Raw genomic sequence first — 16,024 nt, 5'->3', positions numbered from 1 at the left:
TTATTCAATTTTTTATATGGAATTGTTTGATAATCATAAAAAATTATTTTCTACAGCAGCATTATTTTTCATTGTATTAACCATATTGGTGGCTATTATTCCTGCATGGCGAAATCAATATAATAATGCACCATTACCCAACTCTGTTCCTTTATCTGATGATGCTGCTAAAGGAAAAGAAGTCTTCATATCAAATGGGTGTGTAGCTTGTCATACAAAACAAGTTCGAAATATTTCAATGGATAAAGTTTGGGGAGAGCGTCCAAGTATTGCTGCTGATTATGCAGATATTCATCGTCAAAGCATATGGGTTAATACGGCTACTTTAATGGGAACTGAACGTACCGGACCTGATTTAACCAACATTGGCTTAAGGCAACCCAGTAAAGATTGGAATTTAGTTCATTTATACAATCCTAGAATTGTGGTGAAAGAATCTATTATGCCATCTTATTCATTCCTTTTTGAAATAAAAGAAAATCCGGATAAAAATGATGTAGTGGTTAATGTTCCGGAAGCTTATTTATATGGTAAGAAGGGAAAAGTTGTTGCTAAACCCGAAGCTTTGCAACTCGTAGCTTATTTAGCTTCATTAAAGCAAACAAAATTACCTGATGGAAGTCCAACCCCCGATTTTTTATACAAGCAACAGTCGTTGGCTACAAATACTAATAGTCAAAATGCTTCAGGTAATGCTTTGAATGGTGATGCATTGTATGTAGCTAATTGCCAAAGTTGTCACCAGGCAAACGGTGAGGGATTGCCTGGCGCTTTTCCACCTTTAAAAGGAAGTAAGGTGGTATTAGATGATAATGCTGCAATAATGGTGAATATAATTATGAATGGTTACACCGGAAGAGAGAAGGAAGGTTTTGGACCTATGCCGCCTGTTGGTACAAACAACAACTTATCTGCCGAAGAAATTGCTGCTATTATGAACCATGAAAAAACAAGTTGGGGAAATAATGCTAAACAAGTATCGGTAGATGAAGTAAAAAAGTTGATGGATTTAGCAAAAAATGCCGCATCTAATCAATAATTTTTAAAAGAATTAGTATGAAAAAAGTTATCATTATTTTTTTGGGTATAATTTTTTCTAAAGTGCAAGTATTGGCATGTGCAGCTTGTAAGGAACTACAACCGACTTTTTTAAGAGGCATAACTCATGGACCGGGACCTGATGGAAATTTTGATTATATCATTGTTCTAATAGCCATTGTAATAACGCTACTAACACTTTATTATTCAATAAAATGGTTAATAAAACCGGGTGAAAACAACATTAATCACATTAAGCAATCAATTCTTAAAGATGACATTAGCTGAAAATAAAATTTCATTTAAGAATTGTGTTAGTGCAATTGACATTATTAAACTTAATATATATGAAAGATAAAAGTTCAATTTTCATTTTTTTAGATGATGAAATAAAACCTATTGCGTCTTTCGAATCACCCGTAAGGTTTGAATTAGATACTACTAAGTTAGTGGATGGGAAGCATAGTCTTCGAATAGTTAGTAAAGATCCCGTTGGTAAGGAAGGTATTCGAATTATTCCATTCGAGGTTAGGAATGGGCCAGCCATTGAAGTAGAAGGGATAAAGGAAAATGCAGTTGTAGATGGTATTTTACCTTTAATGATTAATGCATATGGAAAAGGTAATCAAAAAGATTTTTTAATCATTGGTAGTGAATCCCCTAAAAGTATTCCTTCTTGGGTATGGGTAATTACGATTTCCTTTATTGCTTGGGCTTTATTTTATTTAACACGGTATTTGTCATTGCATCCATAATGAAGCTTTAAGAATTTAGAAACGTTTTATTATCAATGAAATCGTAATAAGTTTTAAAATCAAACTATTTATCTATGAACATAAAAAATGACATACACTCATTTCAAGATATTCAGTATTTGGTCAATGCATTTTATACAAAAGTGCAACAAGATGAATTGCTAGCACCTATATTTAATAATGTAATAAAAGATGACTGGCCCAAACATTTAGAAAAAATGTATCGTTTTTGGGAAACATTATTGTTAGATAAACACACCTATTACGGAGCACCCTTTCCGCCACATAGTAAGTTACCTATTGGCCATGCACATTTTGAACGGTGGTTAACATTATTTACTGAAACCGTTGATTACTACTTTGTGGGCGAACGAGCAGAGGAAGCCAAATGGCGTGCCTCTAAAATGGCTATAATATTTGAAAGTAAGCTTAATTATCTTGTCAAAAAGCACAATGAAATTCAAGCTTGAGAACTCTTTTTGTCTATAAACAATTATATACTTTTTGTAATGAAAATAACAGACATTTTTATAGCTTCAACATTTATTTGGGTTGGTTTTATTGGTGCTATTAGTTTTATGGAAGCTTGGTTGAAATTTCAGGCTCCTGGTGTAACATTGTCAATTGGTTTAGGGATTGGTCGTTTAGTTTTCGGCGCACTCAATAAAGTAGAGTGGGTAATAACCTTTATTATAGTGGCTACATTTATTTATCTGGCTTTAGACATTCAAAATAATAAACAATTTTTAATAGATGTTGGATTTACTTTTTTTTGGGTGGTATGCTTATTACTTGCTGAAACTTTTTGGTTGTTGCCTAAATTAGATGAAAGAGCACAACTAATTATTGCAGGTGAAACATTACCGACAAATTCCCTTCACATTTTTTTTGTTGCAGCAGAGTGCCTTAAAGTAGTGTTATTAATTTATTTCGCTATCCAAATATTTCATTTTAAGCAATAAAACTCACATTATCATTTAAAATTTTTAATCATGTCAGCAATACCTGTTTTAAATGTTACTATCTTGCCTCCGCAAGAAAAACATGCCACCATATTTCGTCATTTCGATGCGTTAAACGAAGGAGAGGCATTTTTAATTTTAAACAATCATAATCCTAAACCTCTTTATTATCAATTAGTAGGAGAAAGAGGTAATGTATTCACTTGGGAGTATTTAGAGGAAGGCCCTGAATGGTGGAGGATAAAAATTACTAAAAAATTAATTTCAAGTAAAGTAAATGATACTGTTGGAAGTATTGTTGCAAATGATTTAAGTAAAGCTGAGGTATTTAAAAAATTAGGCATCGATTTTTGTTGCGGTGGTAATAAAACTTTGGCTGAAGTTGCTGCAGAAATAAACATTTCAGAAACAAACTTAAGAGCAGCATTAAGTGCTTTAGATGATCATGCAACTAAAAATTTCTCTGAAGATTATAATAAATGGGAAGTTGATTTCTTAGTAGATTATATCATTAATATCCATCATCGATATGTTAAAGAAGCTTCAGCTATCATTAATGAATTAGCTCGTAAGGTTACTGAACATCATGGCAGTAATCATCCGGAATTGTATGATTTTTCAAAAAGGGTGAATCTATTTTTAAATGACATGTTGCAACACATGGAGAAAGAAGAAAAGGTTTTATTTCCACAAATAAAATTATTGGTGCAGCATGAACGCGATCACAATCAAGGACATTTCATGAAAGGAATTATTCCGGGGGCTATTAAAATGATGATGCAGGAGCACGAAGTTTCTGGTGAAGACTTACGTTTTTTTAGAAAATTAACCAATAATTATACACTTCCTTCAGATGCTTGTAATAGCTATGCTTATTTATTTAAAAAAATGGAAGAATTTGAAAATGATTTGTTTATTCATATACATTTTGAAAATAATATACTTTTCCCAAAAGCTTTGGTATTGGAAAAAGAGGTATAAATATTGCATGTTACATCAACAAATGAAGTAGACACTGGATTTGATTTCCCAACAAACTTAAGCCTATTTAAAATGTTGCAAAGTTTGATGAAAATTGATAGGAAGTTAATTACTAGGTAATTCTATTACAAAATAAAGCAATTATGTAAAGTGCTTTTAGAACATGAATGATTTTGAAAATATAAATTAAGACAGTAAAATTTTTTAAGGGTCATTTAATATTATTTTATGAACTATAATGAAATTAGCTTCAATGTTTTTTTTCAGCATGAAATGAAGTTGGTACATACTTATACCAATTCTTATAGGAATCTCATGTATTTATTAGCGGACCAATTTTTTTTAGATGATTTTGGTGACTGCAAGGGTATGGGAAAATGTGGTACCTGCGCTATTGAAATAATGGATGCTCCTAATTTAGATATGAATTTACAGCGAAATGAGCGTAAAACTTTACAAAATATTATAACAACTGAACTGCCTATGCGTTTGTCATGTCAATTGTTTATTAATTCAAACTTACAAAATGCCATTATTAAAATTATTGAGTCTGATTAAAATACAATTACCCCTGACCCAATATCCATAAAAGAGGCATTTGCCTCTTTTTTTATTTTATAAGTTAAGTATTAAATCGTCAATATTATACCGTTGATAGAGAAATTGTGTAATGTTAAAAAATTTAATAAAATAAAAAAACCTCATCAAATATTGATGAGGTTTTCAGTGATCCCGCTGGGACTCGAACCCAGGGCCCATACATTAAAAGTGTATTGCTCTACCAACTGAGCTACGGAATCATCCCGTTTGTTTTTGGGAGTGCAAAAATAGGAGAAAAGTTTTTTTTACCAAATTTTTTTACAATCAATTCTAAAGATATTTATACACACTAACAAAAGCAGAACCTTATTTTTGCAAATAATACATTCATTTATGGTGTTCAAAAACAAAGTGGTAGTTATTACCGGAGGTTCTGAAGGTATTGGGAAAGCTTTAGTTGAGGCATTTATGGCACAAGGTGCAAAAGTGGCAACCTGTGGCCGTAACTATGATAAGTTATACATGTTACAATCTATTCATGCCGGGAAACCCTTAATGATACAAGCTGCTGATGTGAGCAATGAAACAGATTGTAAAAATTTTATCAATGCCGTAATAAAAGTTTATGGCACTATTGATATTTTGATTAATAATGCAGGAATTTCTATGCGATCTTTATTTAAAGAAACAAGTATTGAAACCTTGCAACGTTTAATGAATGTAAATTTTTGGGGTGCTGTTTATTGTACAAAATTTGCACTTCCTTATATAACTCAGACTAAAGGCACTATATTGGGTGTTTCGTCAATTGCCGGTTATAGAGGTTTACCTGGAAGATGTGGCTACTCAGCTTCGAAATTTGCAATGAACGGCTGGTTGGAAGCATTAAGAACAGAATTAATGGATGAGGGCGTAAATGTGATGTGGGTTTGCCCGGGTTTTACTGCATCCAATATTAGAAATGTAGCGTTGAATAAAGATGCTCAACCACAAGGCGAAAGTCCTTTGGATGAGTCTAAGTTAATGACTGCAGAAGAATGTGCCCAGCATATTATGAAAGCCATTGAAAAGCGCAAACGCACGTTGGTATTAACTGCACAGGGAAAAGAAACTGTTTGGATGAATAAGTTATTCCCTTCGTTAACTGATAAATTAATTAAGCGTTTTTTTTATAAACATGGCGAATTGGTAAAATAATTTTAGTGCTGTGAACGTTCCAGAAACATGTCAGTTGTAACACTTTCATCCGATATTGGTTTCCAAGATTATATTATTGCTGCTTTTAAGGGACAAATTATATCTCAAAACTCGCAGGCATTATTGGTTGATATTAATCATGAATTAAATGCAACGAATTATCCTCATGCTGCATTTATCTGCAGTAATGCTTATTCCTATTTTCCTAAGGGTACAATTCATGTTTTATTAATTGATTGTTTTGAAGGAAATAATGAGCAGTTCTTGCTTATGAAACACAATGACCAATTTATAATATGCCCCGATAATGGTATTGCTACCATGTTGGTAGCTTTACCAAAATTTGTTTATAGCATTCCTTTAAGTACACATTATTCCATATTGAACATAACACAACAATTAGCATTGGTTATTCATCAGATATTGAGTAATAAGTTGCCGGAAGATTTTTTAAAAATTACAACCAATTTTCAACAAAAAATTGCATTACAACCCTTAGTGGGTAGCAATTGGATTGAAGGACAGATATTACTGATTGATAAGTTTGATAATGTGATTGTTAATATTACTCGTGAACAATTTGAAGAAGCCTCTGCAGGAAGGCCATTTGAAATTAGTGTGCCTCATAGCTCAGGTATTAATAAAATTAGTAACCATTATTCAGAAGTGGCCAAAGGTGAACTATTAGCGATGTTTAATGCTGCCAATTATTTAGAATTGGCTGTAAATAATGGTAAAATGGCCGCCTTATTTGGATTACGTAGTTTTTCTACACGTAATGTTTCAACTGGTAGTGTAACCTCCAATACATTGTTTTATCAAACTATTCGAATTTATTTTCTGAATAAATAATTTTTTACTATATATAATTCTTTGTTTTCATGTTAAGGTGAATAACTCTCTTTTTTCCATTTCATCATAAGCCAGTATTTTTGCACCCATATTTTGGTAAAACAATTTTGTTAATTACCACTCATTTTAATTTTTAAAATTATGGCATACGATGTTATTGTAATCGGAAGTGGCCCTGGCGGATATCCCGCAGCAATCAGAGCTTCTCAATTAGGTTTTAAAGTGGCTATTATAGAAAAAGAAAGCTTAGGAGGAATTTGTTTAAACTGGGGGTGTATTCCAACTAAAGCCTTAATAAAAAGTGCTAATGTGTATGATTATTTAAAACATAGCTCCAACTATGGTATTCAGGCAACCGGCACCCATGATTTTTCTGCTGTTATTCAACGCAGTAGGGGGGTTGCCGATAAAATGAGTAAAGGTGTTCAGTTTTTAATGAAGAAGAATAAGATTGATGTGATAATGGGCACCGGTAAAGTTAAAGCAAAAGGCAAGGTTGAAGTAACAACTGCTGATGGTTCAAAACAAATTGTAGAAGCAAAATATATAGTAGTTGCTACAGGAGGTAGAAGCCGCGAATTGCCTAACTTAAAACAAGACGGTAAAAAAGTAATTGGCTACAGAGAAGCCATGGTGTTGCCCGTTCAGCCCAAAAGTATGATTGTTGTAGGAAGTGGTGCTATTGGGGTTGAATTTGCTTATGTGTATAATAGCATGGGAACTAAAGTAACCATAGTTGAATTCATGCCAAGAATTGTTCCTGTTGAAGATGAAGAAATTTCAAAAGAATTAGAAAAGCAATACAAAAAACAAGGCATTGAAATTTTTACTAATGCTTCTGTTGAAAGTGTTGATACAACGGGCACTGGTGTTAAAGCTCAGGTTAAAAAACAAGATGGTAGTATAATGACCTTGGAAGCTGATATAGTTTTAAGTGCAGTTGGTGTTGTTGCTAACATTGAAAATATTGGATTAGAAGAAAATGGCATTAAAACAGAAAAAGGTAAAATTGTTGTTGATAAATATCAGCAAACCACCGTTCCCGGAATTTATGCTATAGGTGATTGTACACCCGGCCAGGCATTAGCGCATGTTGCTTCAAAAGAAGGTATTAACGCTGCTGAACACATGGCATATTTGGAAAAGAAAATTGCCCATTTACCTGATACAATTGATTATAATAATATTCCTGGTTGTACCTATTGCACACCTGAAATTGCCAGTGTAGGTTATACAGAAAAAGCTGCTAAAGAAGCCGGATATGAAATTAAAGTTGGCAAATTCCCATTCATTGCCAGTGGTAAAGCCAGTGCTGCAGGTGCAACTGAGGGTTTTGTTAAAGTAATATTTGATGCCAAATATGGAGAATTTTTAGGCTGTCATATGATTGGTGCCAATGTTACTGAAATGATTGCCGAGGCAGTTGTTGCACGTAAATTGGAAACTACAGCTCATGAAATTTTAAATGCTGTTCATCCGCATCCTACTATGAGTGAAGGTTTAAAAGAGGCTACTGCAGCTGCATATGGTGAAGCAATTGATATTTAGTATTTATTTGTAATGAAATTAAATATTCAAAAGTTCAGTCAATTATTTGGCTGAACTTTTTTCATTTCCTGGTCGCTGTTTGTATATTCAACATAAAAAAACCGGGCTTGTTGAGCCCGGTTAATATGATTAGAAAGTCAGAAGATTTATTTTACAGAATCAACCAATGCTTTAAAGCTTTCTGGATTGTTCATAGCTAAATCAGCCAATACTTTTCTGTCTAATTCAATACCTTTTACAGATAATTTATGGATAAATTGGCTATAAGTTAAGCCTTCAGCTCTAACAGCTGCATTAATACGGGCAATCCATAATTGGCGATATTCTCTTTTCTTTAATTTACGGCCTACATAACTGTAGGTCATACCTTTTTCAACAATATTTTTGGCAACGGTATATACATTTTTGCGTTTGCCATAGTAGCCCTTGGCTTGATTTAATATTCTTTTTCTTCTTGCTCTTGAAGCAACTGCATTAACGGAACGTGGCATAATTTAATATTTTTTCTCTGAAATAGAGTGGTGAAATAATGTTATTTTAAACGTAATAAACGCATCACAAAATCTTTGTTAGCGGCGCCAACAACGCCTTTTTTGTTTAATGCTCTTTTTCTTTTTTTAGATTTTTTGGTAAGAATGTGGCGTTTAAAAGATTTTTGGAAGGTTATTTCACCTGTTCCGGTAACTTTAAAGCGTTTCTTTGCGCTTGAGTTGGTTTTAACTTTTGGCATAAATAATCTTTTCTTCAGATTACTCCCTGCTGGTGGTACCCACTGGGGTACACTTGTTGAACCTTACGGGAAAAAAAATGGAGTGCAAAAGTAAGCAACTTTACTAATAAACCTACATTTTCACTCCAAAAATTTAACGTTATGCTGTTTTAATGCGCTATTACTCCTGTATTTAACTTATTTCAGCTCAATAAATGCGTTTTGTTGGTGCGAAATCCAGTCATTTATTTTCATGGCATGTTGACCCATTAATGTTTTATACTTGGTAAGCTGGCTATTAATTTGTTCTTGCAAATGAATAAAGCTGCTATACATGGAAGCAGTGGGTGGCGCATCTGCCTGTTGAACTGCTGCGTTTAAAGCAGACAGTTTTTCTTCTAATCGAACAGGAAAACGCAAATCATCCTCACTAGCTAAAATTTTGGGATTCATTAAAGTAGTTTCAACTTCAGTTAAACCTGTTACTAATGGTTTTGTTAATGAATTAAATTGCTTTAATGAATCTGCTTGCTTTATCATGGATGCGTAATTGGCAATTTTTGTTTTAACATCACGAATGTTTTTGGTGGTTTTGCCAATAGTATTTAGTAAATTATGTATTTGTTGTTCCAGTTCAAATTGTTTTTCCAAATCGGCAGTTGTAAAGCTATTCCGTGGGTCATTAATAACTGTAAAGCTTTGCTCTTGAATTAAGGAATCGTCAGTATACAATGCCAATTTATAATTGCCAGGTACAGCGGTGGGGCCTGTTAAAATACCTTCAAAAGTGGCTGAAGTATCGGCTTTAGCATCAGGATAATGTAAATCCCAAATAAAAGTATTCATACCGCTATTGGCTGTTAAAATTCCAGAACTTTTTTTCTTAGGATTGGGGATAAAGTTTGGATTATTACTAATGGGTTCGCCAAAATAATTATGCAGTGATGAATAAGTAATAATACTGTCGCCTTTATCGGTTTTAATGGCTAAATGAATTTCTTTAGAAGGAGCGGACTTAAAATAGTAACGGATTATTACACCCAATGGTGCATTTTGCCCCTCTGTTAATGGGGGTTGTGTTGAACTTGTTCCGGCAGGAGTTCTGTATGTTTTTCTTGGTTTAAACAAGATGGCTGATTGATTTGCGAGTTTTTCGTTTAATTGATAAATTGGCGTTATATCATCTAATATCCAAAATGAACGGCCATGTGTGGCAATTACTAAATCATTATCACGGGTTTGCACTTGAATATCGCGTACCGGTGTATTAGGTAAATTTAGTTGTAAACTTTGCCAGTGTTCCCCTTCATCAAATGAAATTAATATGCCGGTTTCAGTACCACAATATAATATGTTGGCATGGGTGGGGTCTTGTCGAATACAACGATTGTAACTGGGTATTCCATTATTAATGGCAATCCATGTTTTACCAAAATCATGCGTCTTAAACAAATAAGGTTTGGTATCATCACTTTGATAACGTGTAGCTGAAACATAACAGGTTGCGGCATCAAAATGAGAAGGCTCCACATAACTAATTAAAGCCCATTTTGGTAAATTAGTTGGGGTAACATTTTCCCAATTTTTGCCATCATCTTTACTTACATGAATTAATCCATCATCAGAGCCAGTCCATAAAACACCTTTTTGTACGGGCGATTCTGCAAACGCAAATATGGTACCGTAAACTTCAGCCATACTGTTATCTAAAGTAATTGGACCACCACTTGGCTGTAGGGTAGTAGGATCATTACGAGTTAAGTCTGGACTAATCGTTTCCCAATTTTGTCCCCCATCTGTTGTTCTATGAACATGATTAGAAGTTACGTATAGCATTTTGGGGCTAAATGGAGAAAAAGCAATAGGGTAAGTCCAATTAAATCGATACTTCATAACTATGGCACCTTCACCACTATGCTGTTCAGGATATACAGAAATGTTTCTATTTTGGTCGTTCGACTTATTATAAGTGCTTAATTGTCCATCATATTCACCACCATAAGTTATTTGGGAATTCAATGGATCGGGAACAATATAACCGGCTTCGCCACCTGCAACCGGGTACCAATCACGAATGCCAATACCTTCATTTGCACTTCTGCTGGCAATACGAACGCTGGTATTATCCTGCTGGGCCCCATAAACATTGTATGGAAATTCGTTATCTAAGTTTACATGATAAAATTGTGCGGTGGGTAAATTAGGCGCAGTAAAGTTTTTGCCAGCATCAAAGGTAATTTGTGGGCCTCCATCATCACCCATTATCCAGTTATTGGGATTATTGGGATTAATCCACATGTCATGGTTATCACCATGTCGGTTAGCAATTTTATCCCAAGTAAATCCTCCATCTACTGATTTCCAAAATTCAACATTCAAAACGTAAACGGTATTTTCATTTTTAGGATCGGCAAATATTTGATTAAAATACCAAGGACGTTGGGTTAAATCATTTTTCGTACTAACTAATTGCCAAGTGTTTCCGGCGTCATCAGAACGAAATACGCCACTATTGGCATTTTCAACGATTGCCCATATTCTATTGTGATTAGCAGCAGAGATAGTGCATATTATTTTTCCTTTTAGTCCTTTTGGCATGCCGGGATTTTCTGATAGTAATTGCCAAGTATTTCCTCCATCCATTGACTTATACAAACCACAACCTTTGCCTCCGCTGCTTAATGAATAGGGGGTTCTGTAGGCTTGCCACATGGATGCATAAATAATAAGTGGGTTGGCAGGATCAATTTTTACATCAATACATCCTGTACTGTCGTTAACATATAAAATTTGCTTCCATGTTGCACCGCCATCTAATGATTTATACAAACCTCTCTCTTTATTGGCTCCATAAACCTTGCCCATGGCTGCTGCATATACTTCATCATCATTTAAAGGATTAACAGCAATGGTACCGATAGCATATGTTTTTTCAAGGCCAATATGTTTCCAGCTTTTGCCTGCATCAATTGATTTATAAATGCCATCCCCAAAAGAAATGTTGTTCCGCATTTCAGATTCCCCGGTACCTGCATAAACAATGTTATGATTTTTATTGGCTACGGCAATTGCTCCAACAGAACTACTAGTAAAAAATGAATCTGATACACATTTCCAAATATTCCCACCATCTGTTGTCTTCCATACGCCACCACCTGTTTGGCCGGCATAATAGGTATAAGGTTCGTTAGGTATTCCCATCACTGCTAAGCACCTTCCACCACGCCATGGCCCAATGTTGCGCCATTTTAAACCATTTAATAATGCAGGATTGTAAGTGGGTTTGTTTACCGATTCACTTGTTTCTTTGTTAATTTGTTGTGCGGTTCCGAAAAAAGGGGGAATAATTAGCAATAATATAAAGATTGTCTTGTTCTTAGAAGTAGATAGCCATTTCATAATAGTGAGTCTTGGTTAAATTATATTGAAAACTATTTTGAAATTTAAACATTTTTTCCGTTAATGATTAAAAGTAATGGTATTCACTACCATTTTTTAAGCTGTTTATAAGATTGAACGGGCCTTTAAGCAGCATTTGTTAGGGAAAAGAAATCTTTAGTTTAAAAATGGACATTTAAATAGTAAACTAATGAAAAAAAGTAATAAGTATTTCACCGATTTGATGCAGTTTGTGTTGATTTCATTAGAAAATTAATGTATTTTAGGACTATTATACAATATTTTATTTACCCTGCCGTTTAATGAAAAGAATTCTCATTTTTCGTTTTGTAGTTACCCCCTGCAAAAATAAAATAGATAAGTGCAAATGGCTATGTGATTGGTTGTAAAATTTTATTATTGAACGCATGAATAAGTATTTTACTTTAACGTTCTTGTTGGTTTTTGTTGCATTTGTATTATTGGGTTATTCATCCAATAATATATTAAATGTTGCCAAAGTCGAATTGGGGGGGCTTGAAAGTACACGAATTCAAAGCCAAAATCTCCCTTCAAATGCTTCTATCAAATCTCTAACTAGTCACACTGATGTTAGTATGCAAAGTTTTGATAGTGTTCCTCCTTTTTCTTGTCCCGCTAAAATGATTGTACAAAATGATACAACTATTTGTAAAGGCGATACAGTTACTTTAACTGCAATTAAACCTGTACATGTTGATAGTGAGCCTCCAGGCGTGTGGGTTCTATTAATTGGTAGCGGTGGTATTGATCAGGCTAATTTTAATATCAAGCCTTATGGATATGATAAGGCCAATCAATATTTGTACTCTATCATTAATCAGCATATTATTCGTTACGACTTAAAAAATAATATTAAAACAGAAATTCCGGCTACAAATTGGCCGGGTTGGCCTGGTAACTATACCGAGTTTACGTATGATTATACCAATAACAGGTTGATATTATGGCGTGCTGGAGCTGATAATGTTTATGCAGTTTCAGCAAGTGGTGGTGCATGGGCTCAAATAGGTAATGGCGCATTTGATAATACAAGTTATAATGCCAGTAGTTATTGGAACCCTATAACTAATAGTCCCGGATTTTATGGAGGATATGGTGGCTTCACAGTTAAAAACTGGATTTTTGAAAATAATTTATCCTGGATTCAGAAACGTCCGAATCTAAGTGATTGTAATCCACCCAAAGGGGGTAATTTAATGGGAACAACAGCTGATGGGAAAACTCTATTTCTTTTTTCAGGTCAGGGAAGTTGTGATGGAAATGAATTAAATGGAACATGCTCTTTAGGTAGTCCTTGGGCTACTGCTAACGGTATGTTTTGTTGGTTGAAAGATTTATATGCATTAGACTTGAACACTTATACCTTCACTAATATTTTACCTACGAATAACAGCTCCATTCAGTATGAAGGAGTTTTATCGTATGATTATGATAAAAATAGATTTTACCTATTTGGCGGATTTCAACCATCCGGCGATTATCCTTTAAATCTATATCTAGTTAATACCAATAAAACATATAGATTTAACTGGGGTGTTGATACAGGCTTTTCTGAATTCGTGGGTACAGGTGCAATTCCGCCACCAGCTCCAATGAACAGTTCTAATGGTTATTCGTATTATGATCCAATTGCAAAACGTGTAATTTGGGCAAGAATTGATGGAATTTGGGCTTACTATCCTGACTCTTCATTAGTGAAGCCACCCAAACCTACTTTGGTATGGTCAACAGGCGATACTACAACAACTATTAAAGTTGTCCCTTCACAAACAACTACTTACACGGTAACCTACACAGATAGTCCATATGTGTGTAAAGGGCAGGTAACAATAAAAGTTGATGCTTTAAAATCTCAATTAGCAGCAGTAACCACTGTTTGTAATGACACAACTAAAGTCTTAAATGCCGGTACTGGTTTCACTAGTTACTTGTGGTCAACTGGCGATACAACCAATAGTATTATTGTTGATACCAATGGAATATATAAAGTTACTATAACGGATAGTATCTGTAAAGTTACCGATAGTACAAAAGTTCAGTTTTCAACTAGTCCTAAACCATTTACAATACAAGCAAAATTAGACACTGTTTGCCCTGGAGGAAAAGATACTTTGACCATTGTTTCCCCTCAAACCGGTGTAACATATAATTGGTATATGGTTGGTAACAATACTTTACTGTATACCGGTACCACTTATGTAACACCTGCTATTAATGCCAATGCAAATTATGTGGTGCTGGCCAATACTAATCCACCCATTTGTGCGGCAACTAATGCAACCATTAGTATAAAAGTTGCAACTGCTTTAAGTACACCTGTTGTTACTGCAGATACCGTTACTGCAAACAGCATATTATTTACATGGCAACCTGTTCCCGGAGCCACTAGTTACTTAATTAGTTTAGATAACGGTACTACCTTTCAGTTGCCTGCAGCTGGCCCAACTGCTTTAGAAGAATTAGTTACAGGTTTAGGGCCTAATCAAACCATTAATTTTCAAGTAAAGGCATTAGGCAATTTGCCTTGTCAGGAAAGTGCGCCGGGTTCAGTTTCGGCAATCACTTTAAACCCTATTGGTGATGCCATATTTATACCAAACTCTTTTACACCGAATGGTGATGGTAATAATGATATATTCTATGTTTATGGTAATACCATCAAAACAATGAAATTATCCATTTATAATCAGTGGGGGCAATTACTATACATTAGTAATGCACAATCACAAGGATGGGATGGCACTTACAATGGCACTAAAATGGCTGTAGGGGTTTACTACTATACTTTTGAAGGTACATTACAAAACGATTCTAAAGTGAAGAAAAGTGGTTCAATAACATTAATTCGATAAGGTAATATCTGAATATGCGACAATTGAAATACTATATAATGTTGGGTTTTATAATTTGTGCCACAGTTGTAAAGGCACAGATTGACCCGCATTTTACTCAGTATTATGCCAGTCCAATGTGGTTAAATCCCGCAATGACCGGTGTTATTGATGGAAATTACCGTGCAACTGCAAATTCAAGAAACCAATGGTCGTCAGTAGCAACACCTTTGGTAACTAATGGTATTAGTTTGGATGCAGCATTGCCCAATAATTTTGGAATTGGATTAATGGTATTAAACCAAACTGCAGGTGATGGTGGTTATAATTATACAAACAGTTATTTATCATTATCATATCAGGTTCATTTAAGTGAATATAAACGTTTAAGTGGAGGCTTTCAATTGGGTTTTATTTATCGCGGTGTTGATCCAACAAAACTCAAATTCGGAAATCAGTTTAATCCCTTGGTAGGATATGACCCAACTTTACCATCCAATGAAATTTTTTCTAAAACATCTGCATATACTTTAGATGGAAGTGTTGGTGTGATGTATTATGATGGTGATCCTAACAAAAAAATAAATCCGTTTGTGGGTGTAAGTTTATACCATCCAACACAACCAACAGACAAATTTTTACAAGCCAGCAATAGCTTTATACCTATTCGTTATTCCTTTCATGCCGGAACAAGAATTGCTGTAAGTGATTTAGTTCAATTAACACCACACGTTGTTTATGAAATGCAAGGTGCTGCAAGCGAATTAGCAGGTGGCTTATATATGAATTACACGCTTGATTATACAAAAGATTTGATAGCAGGTGTAATGTATAGAAATCATGATGCTATAGCTCCAAATATTGGAATTAATTTGAATGGCTTTATTGTTGGATTAAGTTATGATATTAATGTATCATCTTTGAATACAGCCTCTCAATACCGTGGTGCATATGAAATTTCAATAAGTTATGTACATCGCAAAAAAATTCCTGCTACTAAATTTATTTGTCCCCGTCTTTAGTCCTAATAGCTTATTGGGTTAGTGCAAGGTTATTCTGATTGTACAGAATAACTTTTTTTTTGTGATACAGAATTACTTAATATCTACAAAAATGTGAAATACGCAAGAAATAGTTACCCACATAATGTTAAAAACTTATTGGGCATTTTTTACCTATGTGCTGTAAACA

15 protein-coding genes and 1 tRNA gene are annotated in these 16,024 nt (G+C 34.2%); 12 read left to right on the top strand and 4 right to left on the bottom strand.

Going from position 1 to position 16,024, the window contains the following annotated elements:
• Positions 1–16: 16 nt before the first annotated feature.
• The 7 genes from ACP5P5_RS08310 to ACP5P5_RS08280 all read left to right on the top strand — a co-directional run bounded on the left by ACP5P5_RS08310 (position 17) and on the right by ACP5P5_RS08280 (position 4,294).
• Positions 17–1,039 carry a cbb3-type cytochrome c oxidase subunit II gene (locus ACP5P5_RS08310; RefSeq protein ID WP_428285641.1) on the top strand — a complete coding sequence of 341 codons (1,023 nt, stop codon included), beginning with the start codon at positions 17–19 and terminating at the stop codon, positions 1,037–1,039.
• A gap of 17 nt (positions 1,040–1,056) precedes the next feature.
• Positions 1,057–1,326 (top strand): hypothetical protein, encoded by a 270-nt coding sequence (locus ACP5P5_RS08305; RefSeq protein ID WP_428285640.1) that lies wholly within the window; start codon positions 1,057–1,059, stop codon positions 1,324–1,326.
• Between the two features lie 59 nt (positions 1,327–1,385).
• Positions 1,386–1,793 (top strand): cytochrome C, encoded by a 408-nt coding sequence (locus ACP5P5_RS08300; RefSeq protein ID WP_428285639.1) that lies wholly within the window; start codon positions 1,386–1,388, stop codon positions 1,791–1,793.
• A 74-nt stretch (positions 1,794–1,867) separates the two neighbouring features.
• The gene (locus tag ACP5P5_RS08295) at positions 1,868–2,263 is read left to right on the top strand and encodes a group III truncated hemoglobin (protein ID WP_428285638.1); all 396 of its coding nucleotides are present in this window, start codon (positions 1,868–1,870) and stop codon (positions 2,261–2,263) included.
• Positions 2,264–2,302: 39 nt separating this feature from the next.
• Positions 2,303–2,755: a hypothetical protein gene (locus tag ACP5P5_RS08290; RefSeq protein ID WP_428285637.1), complete on the top strand. Its 453-nt coding sequence runs from the start codon at positions 2,303–2,305 to the stop codon at positions 2,753–2,755.
• A gap of 30 nt (positions 2,756–2,785) precedes the next feature.
• Complete coding sequence (ric, locus tag ACP5P5_RS08285; protein WP_428285636.1) at positions 2,786–3,736, top strand: iron-sulfur cluster repair di-iron protein; 951 nt, start codon at positions 2,786–2,788, stop codon at positions 3,734–3,736.
• A gap of 228 nt (positions 3,737–3,964) precedes the next feature.
• Positions 3,965–4,294 carry a 2Fe-2S iron-sulfur cluster-binding protein gene (locus tag ACP5P5_RS08280; RefSeq protein WP_428285635.1) on the top strand — a complete coding sequence of 110 codons (330 nt, stop codon included), beginning with the start codon at positions 3,965–3,967 and terminating at the stop codon, positions 4,292–4,294.
• Positions 4,295–4,463: 169 nt separating this feature from the next.
• Here ACP5P5_RS08280 and ACP5P5_RS08275 read toward each other — a convergent pair.
• Positions 4,464–4,536, bottom strand: a tRNA-Lys gene (locus ACP5P5_RS08275).
• 133 nt (positions 4,537–4,669) lie between these two features.
• On the opposite strand from ACP5P5_RS08275, the gene ACP5P5_RS08270 reads away from it, so the two are divergent.
• The 3 genes from ACP5P5_RS08270 (at position 4,670) to lpdA (ending at position 7,873) form a co-directional block, all read left to right on the top strand.
• A complete protein-coding gene (locus ACP5P5_RS08270) occupies positions 4,670–5,473 on the top strand; it encodes an SDR family oxidoreductase (RefSeq protein ID WP_428285634.1) in 804 nt (267 codons plus the stop codon).
• A 27-nt stretch (positions 5,474–5,500) separates the two neighbouring features.
• Positions 5,501–6,325 carry an SAM hydrolase/SAM-dependent halogenase family protein gene (locus ACP5P5_RS08265; RefSeq protein ID WP_428285633.1) on the top strand — a complete coding sequence of 275 codons (825 nt, stop codon included), beginning with the start codon at positions 5,501–5,503 and terminating at the stop codon, positions 6,323–6,325.
• A gap of 141 nt (positions 6,326–6,466) precedes the next feature.
• On the top strand, positions 6,467–7,873 hold the full coding sequence (gene lpdA / locus ACP5P5_RS08260) for a dihydrolipoyl dehydrogenase (RefSeq protein ID WP_428285632.1): 1,407 nt from the start codon (positions 6,467–6,469) through the stop codon (positions 7,871–7,873).
• 146 nt (positions 7,874–8,019) lie between these two features.
• Here lpdA and rplT read toward each other — a convergent pair whose 3' ends face one another.
• The 3 genes from rplT to ACP5P5_RS08245 form a co-directional block, all read right to left on the bottom strand.
• Complete coding sequence (gene rplT, locus ACP5P5_RS08255; protein WP_428285631.1) at positions 8,020–8,364, bottom strand: 50S ribosomal protein L20; 345 nt, start codon at positions 8,362–8,364, stop codon at positions 8,020–8,022.
• Between the two features lie 41 nt (positions 8,365–8,405).
• Positions 8,406–8,603 (bottom strand): 50S ribosomal protein L35, encoded by a 198-nt coding sequence (gene rpmI, locus ACP5P5_RS08250; RefSeq protein ID WP_428285630.1) that lies wholly within the window; start codon positions 8,601–8,603, stop codon positions 8,406–8,408.
• A 177-nt stretch (positions 8,604–8,780) separates the two neighbouring features.
• Positions 8,781–11,981: a hypothetical protein gene (locus tag ACP5P5_RS08245; RefSeq protein ID WP_428285629.1), complete on the bottom strand. Its 3,201-nt coding sequence runs from the start codon at positions 11,979–11,981 to the stop codon at positions 8,781–8,783.
• Positions 11,982–12,388: 407 nt separating this feature from the next.
• Between ACP5P5_RS08245 and ACP5P5_RS08240 the strand changes: the two genes are divergently transcribed.
• Together ACP5P5_RS08240 and ACP5P5_RS08235 are read left to right on the top strand one after the other, a co-directional pair.
• Entirely contained in the window at positions 12,389–14,854 is a 2,466-nt protein-coding gene (locus ACP5P5_RS08240; RefSeq protein WP_428285628.1) for a gliding motility-associated C-terminal domain-containing protein, read from the top strand.
• 38 nt (positions 14,855–14,892) lie between these two features.
• Entirely contained in the window at positions 14,893–15,855 is a 963-nt protein-coding gene (locus tag ACP5P5_RS08235) for a PorP/SprF family type IX secretion system membrane protein (protein WP_428285627.1), read from the top strand.
• The last annotated feature ends 169 nt before the right edge of the window (positions 15,856–16,024 follow it).

This window comes from Hydrotalea sp. (genome assembly GCF_049968455.1).
GTDB lineage: Bacteria > Bacteroidota > Bacteroidia > Chitinophagales > Chitinophagaceae > Hydrotalea.
This window is presented reverse-complemented; position numbering and strand designations above follow the sequence as displayed.

What these genes read in the sequence shown, in the direction of transcription:
- rplT (WP_428285631.1), bottom strand. Translation starts at nt 8,364, where the DNA reads ATGCCACGTTCCGTTAATGCAGTTGCTTCAAGAGCAAGAAGAAAAAGA.
- ACP5P5_RS08270 (WP_428285634.1), top strand. Translation starts at nt 4,670, where the DNA reads ATGGTGTTCAAAAACAAAGTGGTAGTTATTACCGGAGGTTCTGAAGGT.
- ACP5P5_RS08290 (WP_428285637.1), top strand. Translation starts at nt 2,303, where the DNA reads ATGAAAATAACAGACATTTTTATAGCTTCAACATTTATTTGGGTTGGT.
- ACP5P5_RS08240 (WP_428285628.1), top strand. Translation starts at nt 12,389, where the DNA reads ATGAATAAGTATTTTACTTTAACGTTCTTGTTGGTTTTTGTTGCATTT.
- ACP5P5_RS08265 (WP_428285633.1), top strand. Translation starts at nt 5,501, where the DNA reads ATGTCAGTTGTAACACTTTCATCCGATATTGGTTTCCAAGATTATATT.
- rpmI (WP_428285630.1), bottom strand. Translation starts at nt 8,603, where the DNA reads ATGCCAAAAGTTAAAACCAACTCAAGCGCAAAGAAACGCTTTAAAGTT.
- ACP5P5_RS08280 (WP_428285635.1), top strand. Translation starts at nt 3,965, where the DNA reads ATGAACTATAATGAAATTAGCTTCAATGTTTTTTTTCAGCATGAAATG.
- lpdA (WP_428285632.1), top strand. Translation starts at nt 6,467, where the DNA reads ATGGCATACGATGTTATTGTAATCGGAAGTGGCCCTGGCGGATATCCC.
- ACP5P5_RS08310 (WP_428285641.1), top strand. Translation starts at nt 17, where the DNA reads ATGGAATTGTTTGATAATCATAAAAAATTATTTTCTACAGCAGCATTA.
- ric (WP_428285636.1), top strand. Translation starts at nt 2,786, where the DNA reads ATGTCAGCAATACCTGTTTTAAATGTTACTATCTTGCCTCCGCAAGAA.
- ACP5P5_RS08235 (WP_428285627.1), top strand. Translation starts at nt 14,893, where the DNA reads ATGTTGGGTTTTATAATTTGTGCCACAGTTGTAAAGGCACAGATTGAC.
- ACP5P5_RS08245 (WP_428285629.1), bottom strand. Translation starts at nt 11,981, where the DNA reads ATGAAATGGCTATCTACTTCTAAGAACAAGACAATCTTTATATTATTG.
- ACP5P5_RS08300 (WP_428285639.1), top strand. Translation starts at nt 1,386, where the DNA reads ATGAAAGATAAAAGTTCAATTTTCATTTTTTTAGATGATGAAATAAAA.
- ACP5P5_RS08295 (WP_428285638.1), top strand. Translation starts at nt 1,868, where the DNA reads ATGAACATAAAAAATGACATACACTCATTTCAAGATATTCAGTATTTG.
- ACP5P5_RS08305 (WP_428285640.1), top strand. Translation starts at nt 1,057, where the DNA reads ATGAAAAAAGTTATCATTATTTTTTTGGGTATAATTTTTTCTAAAGTG.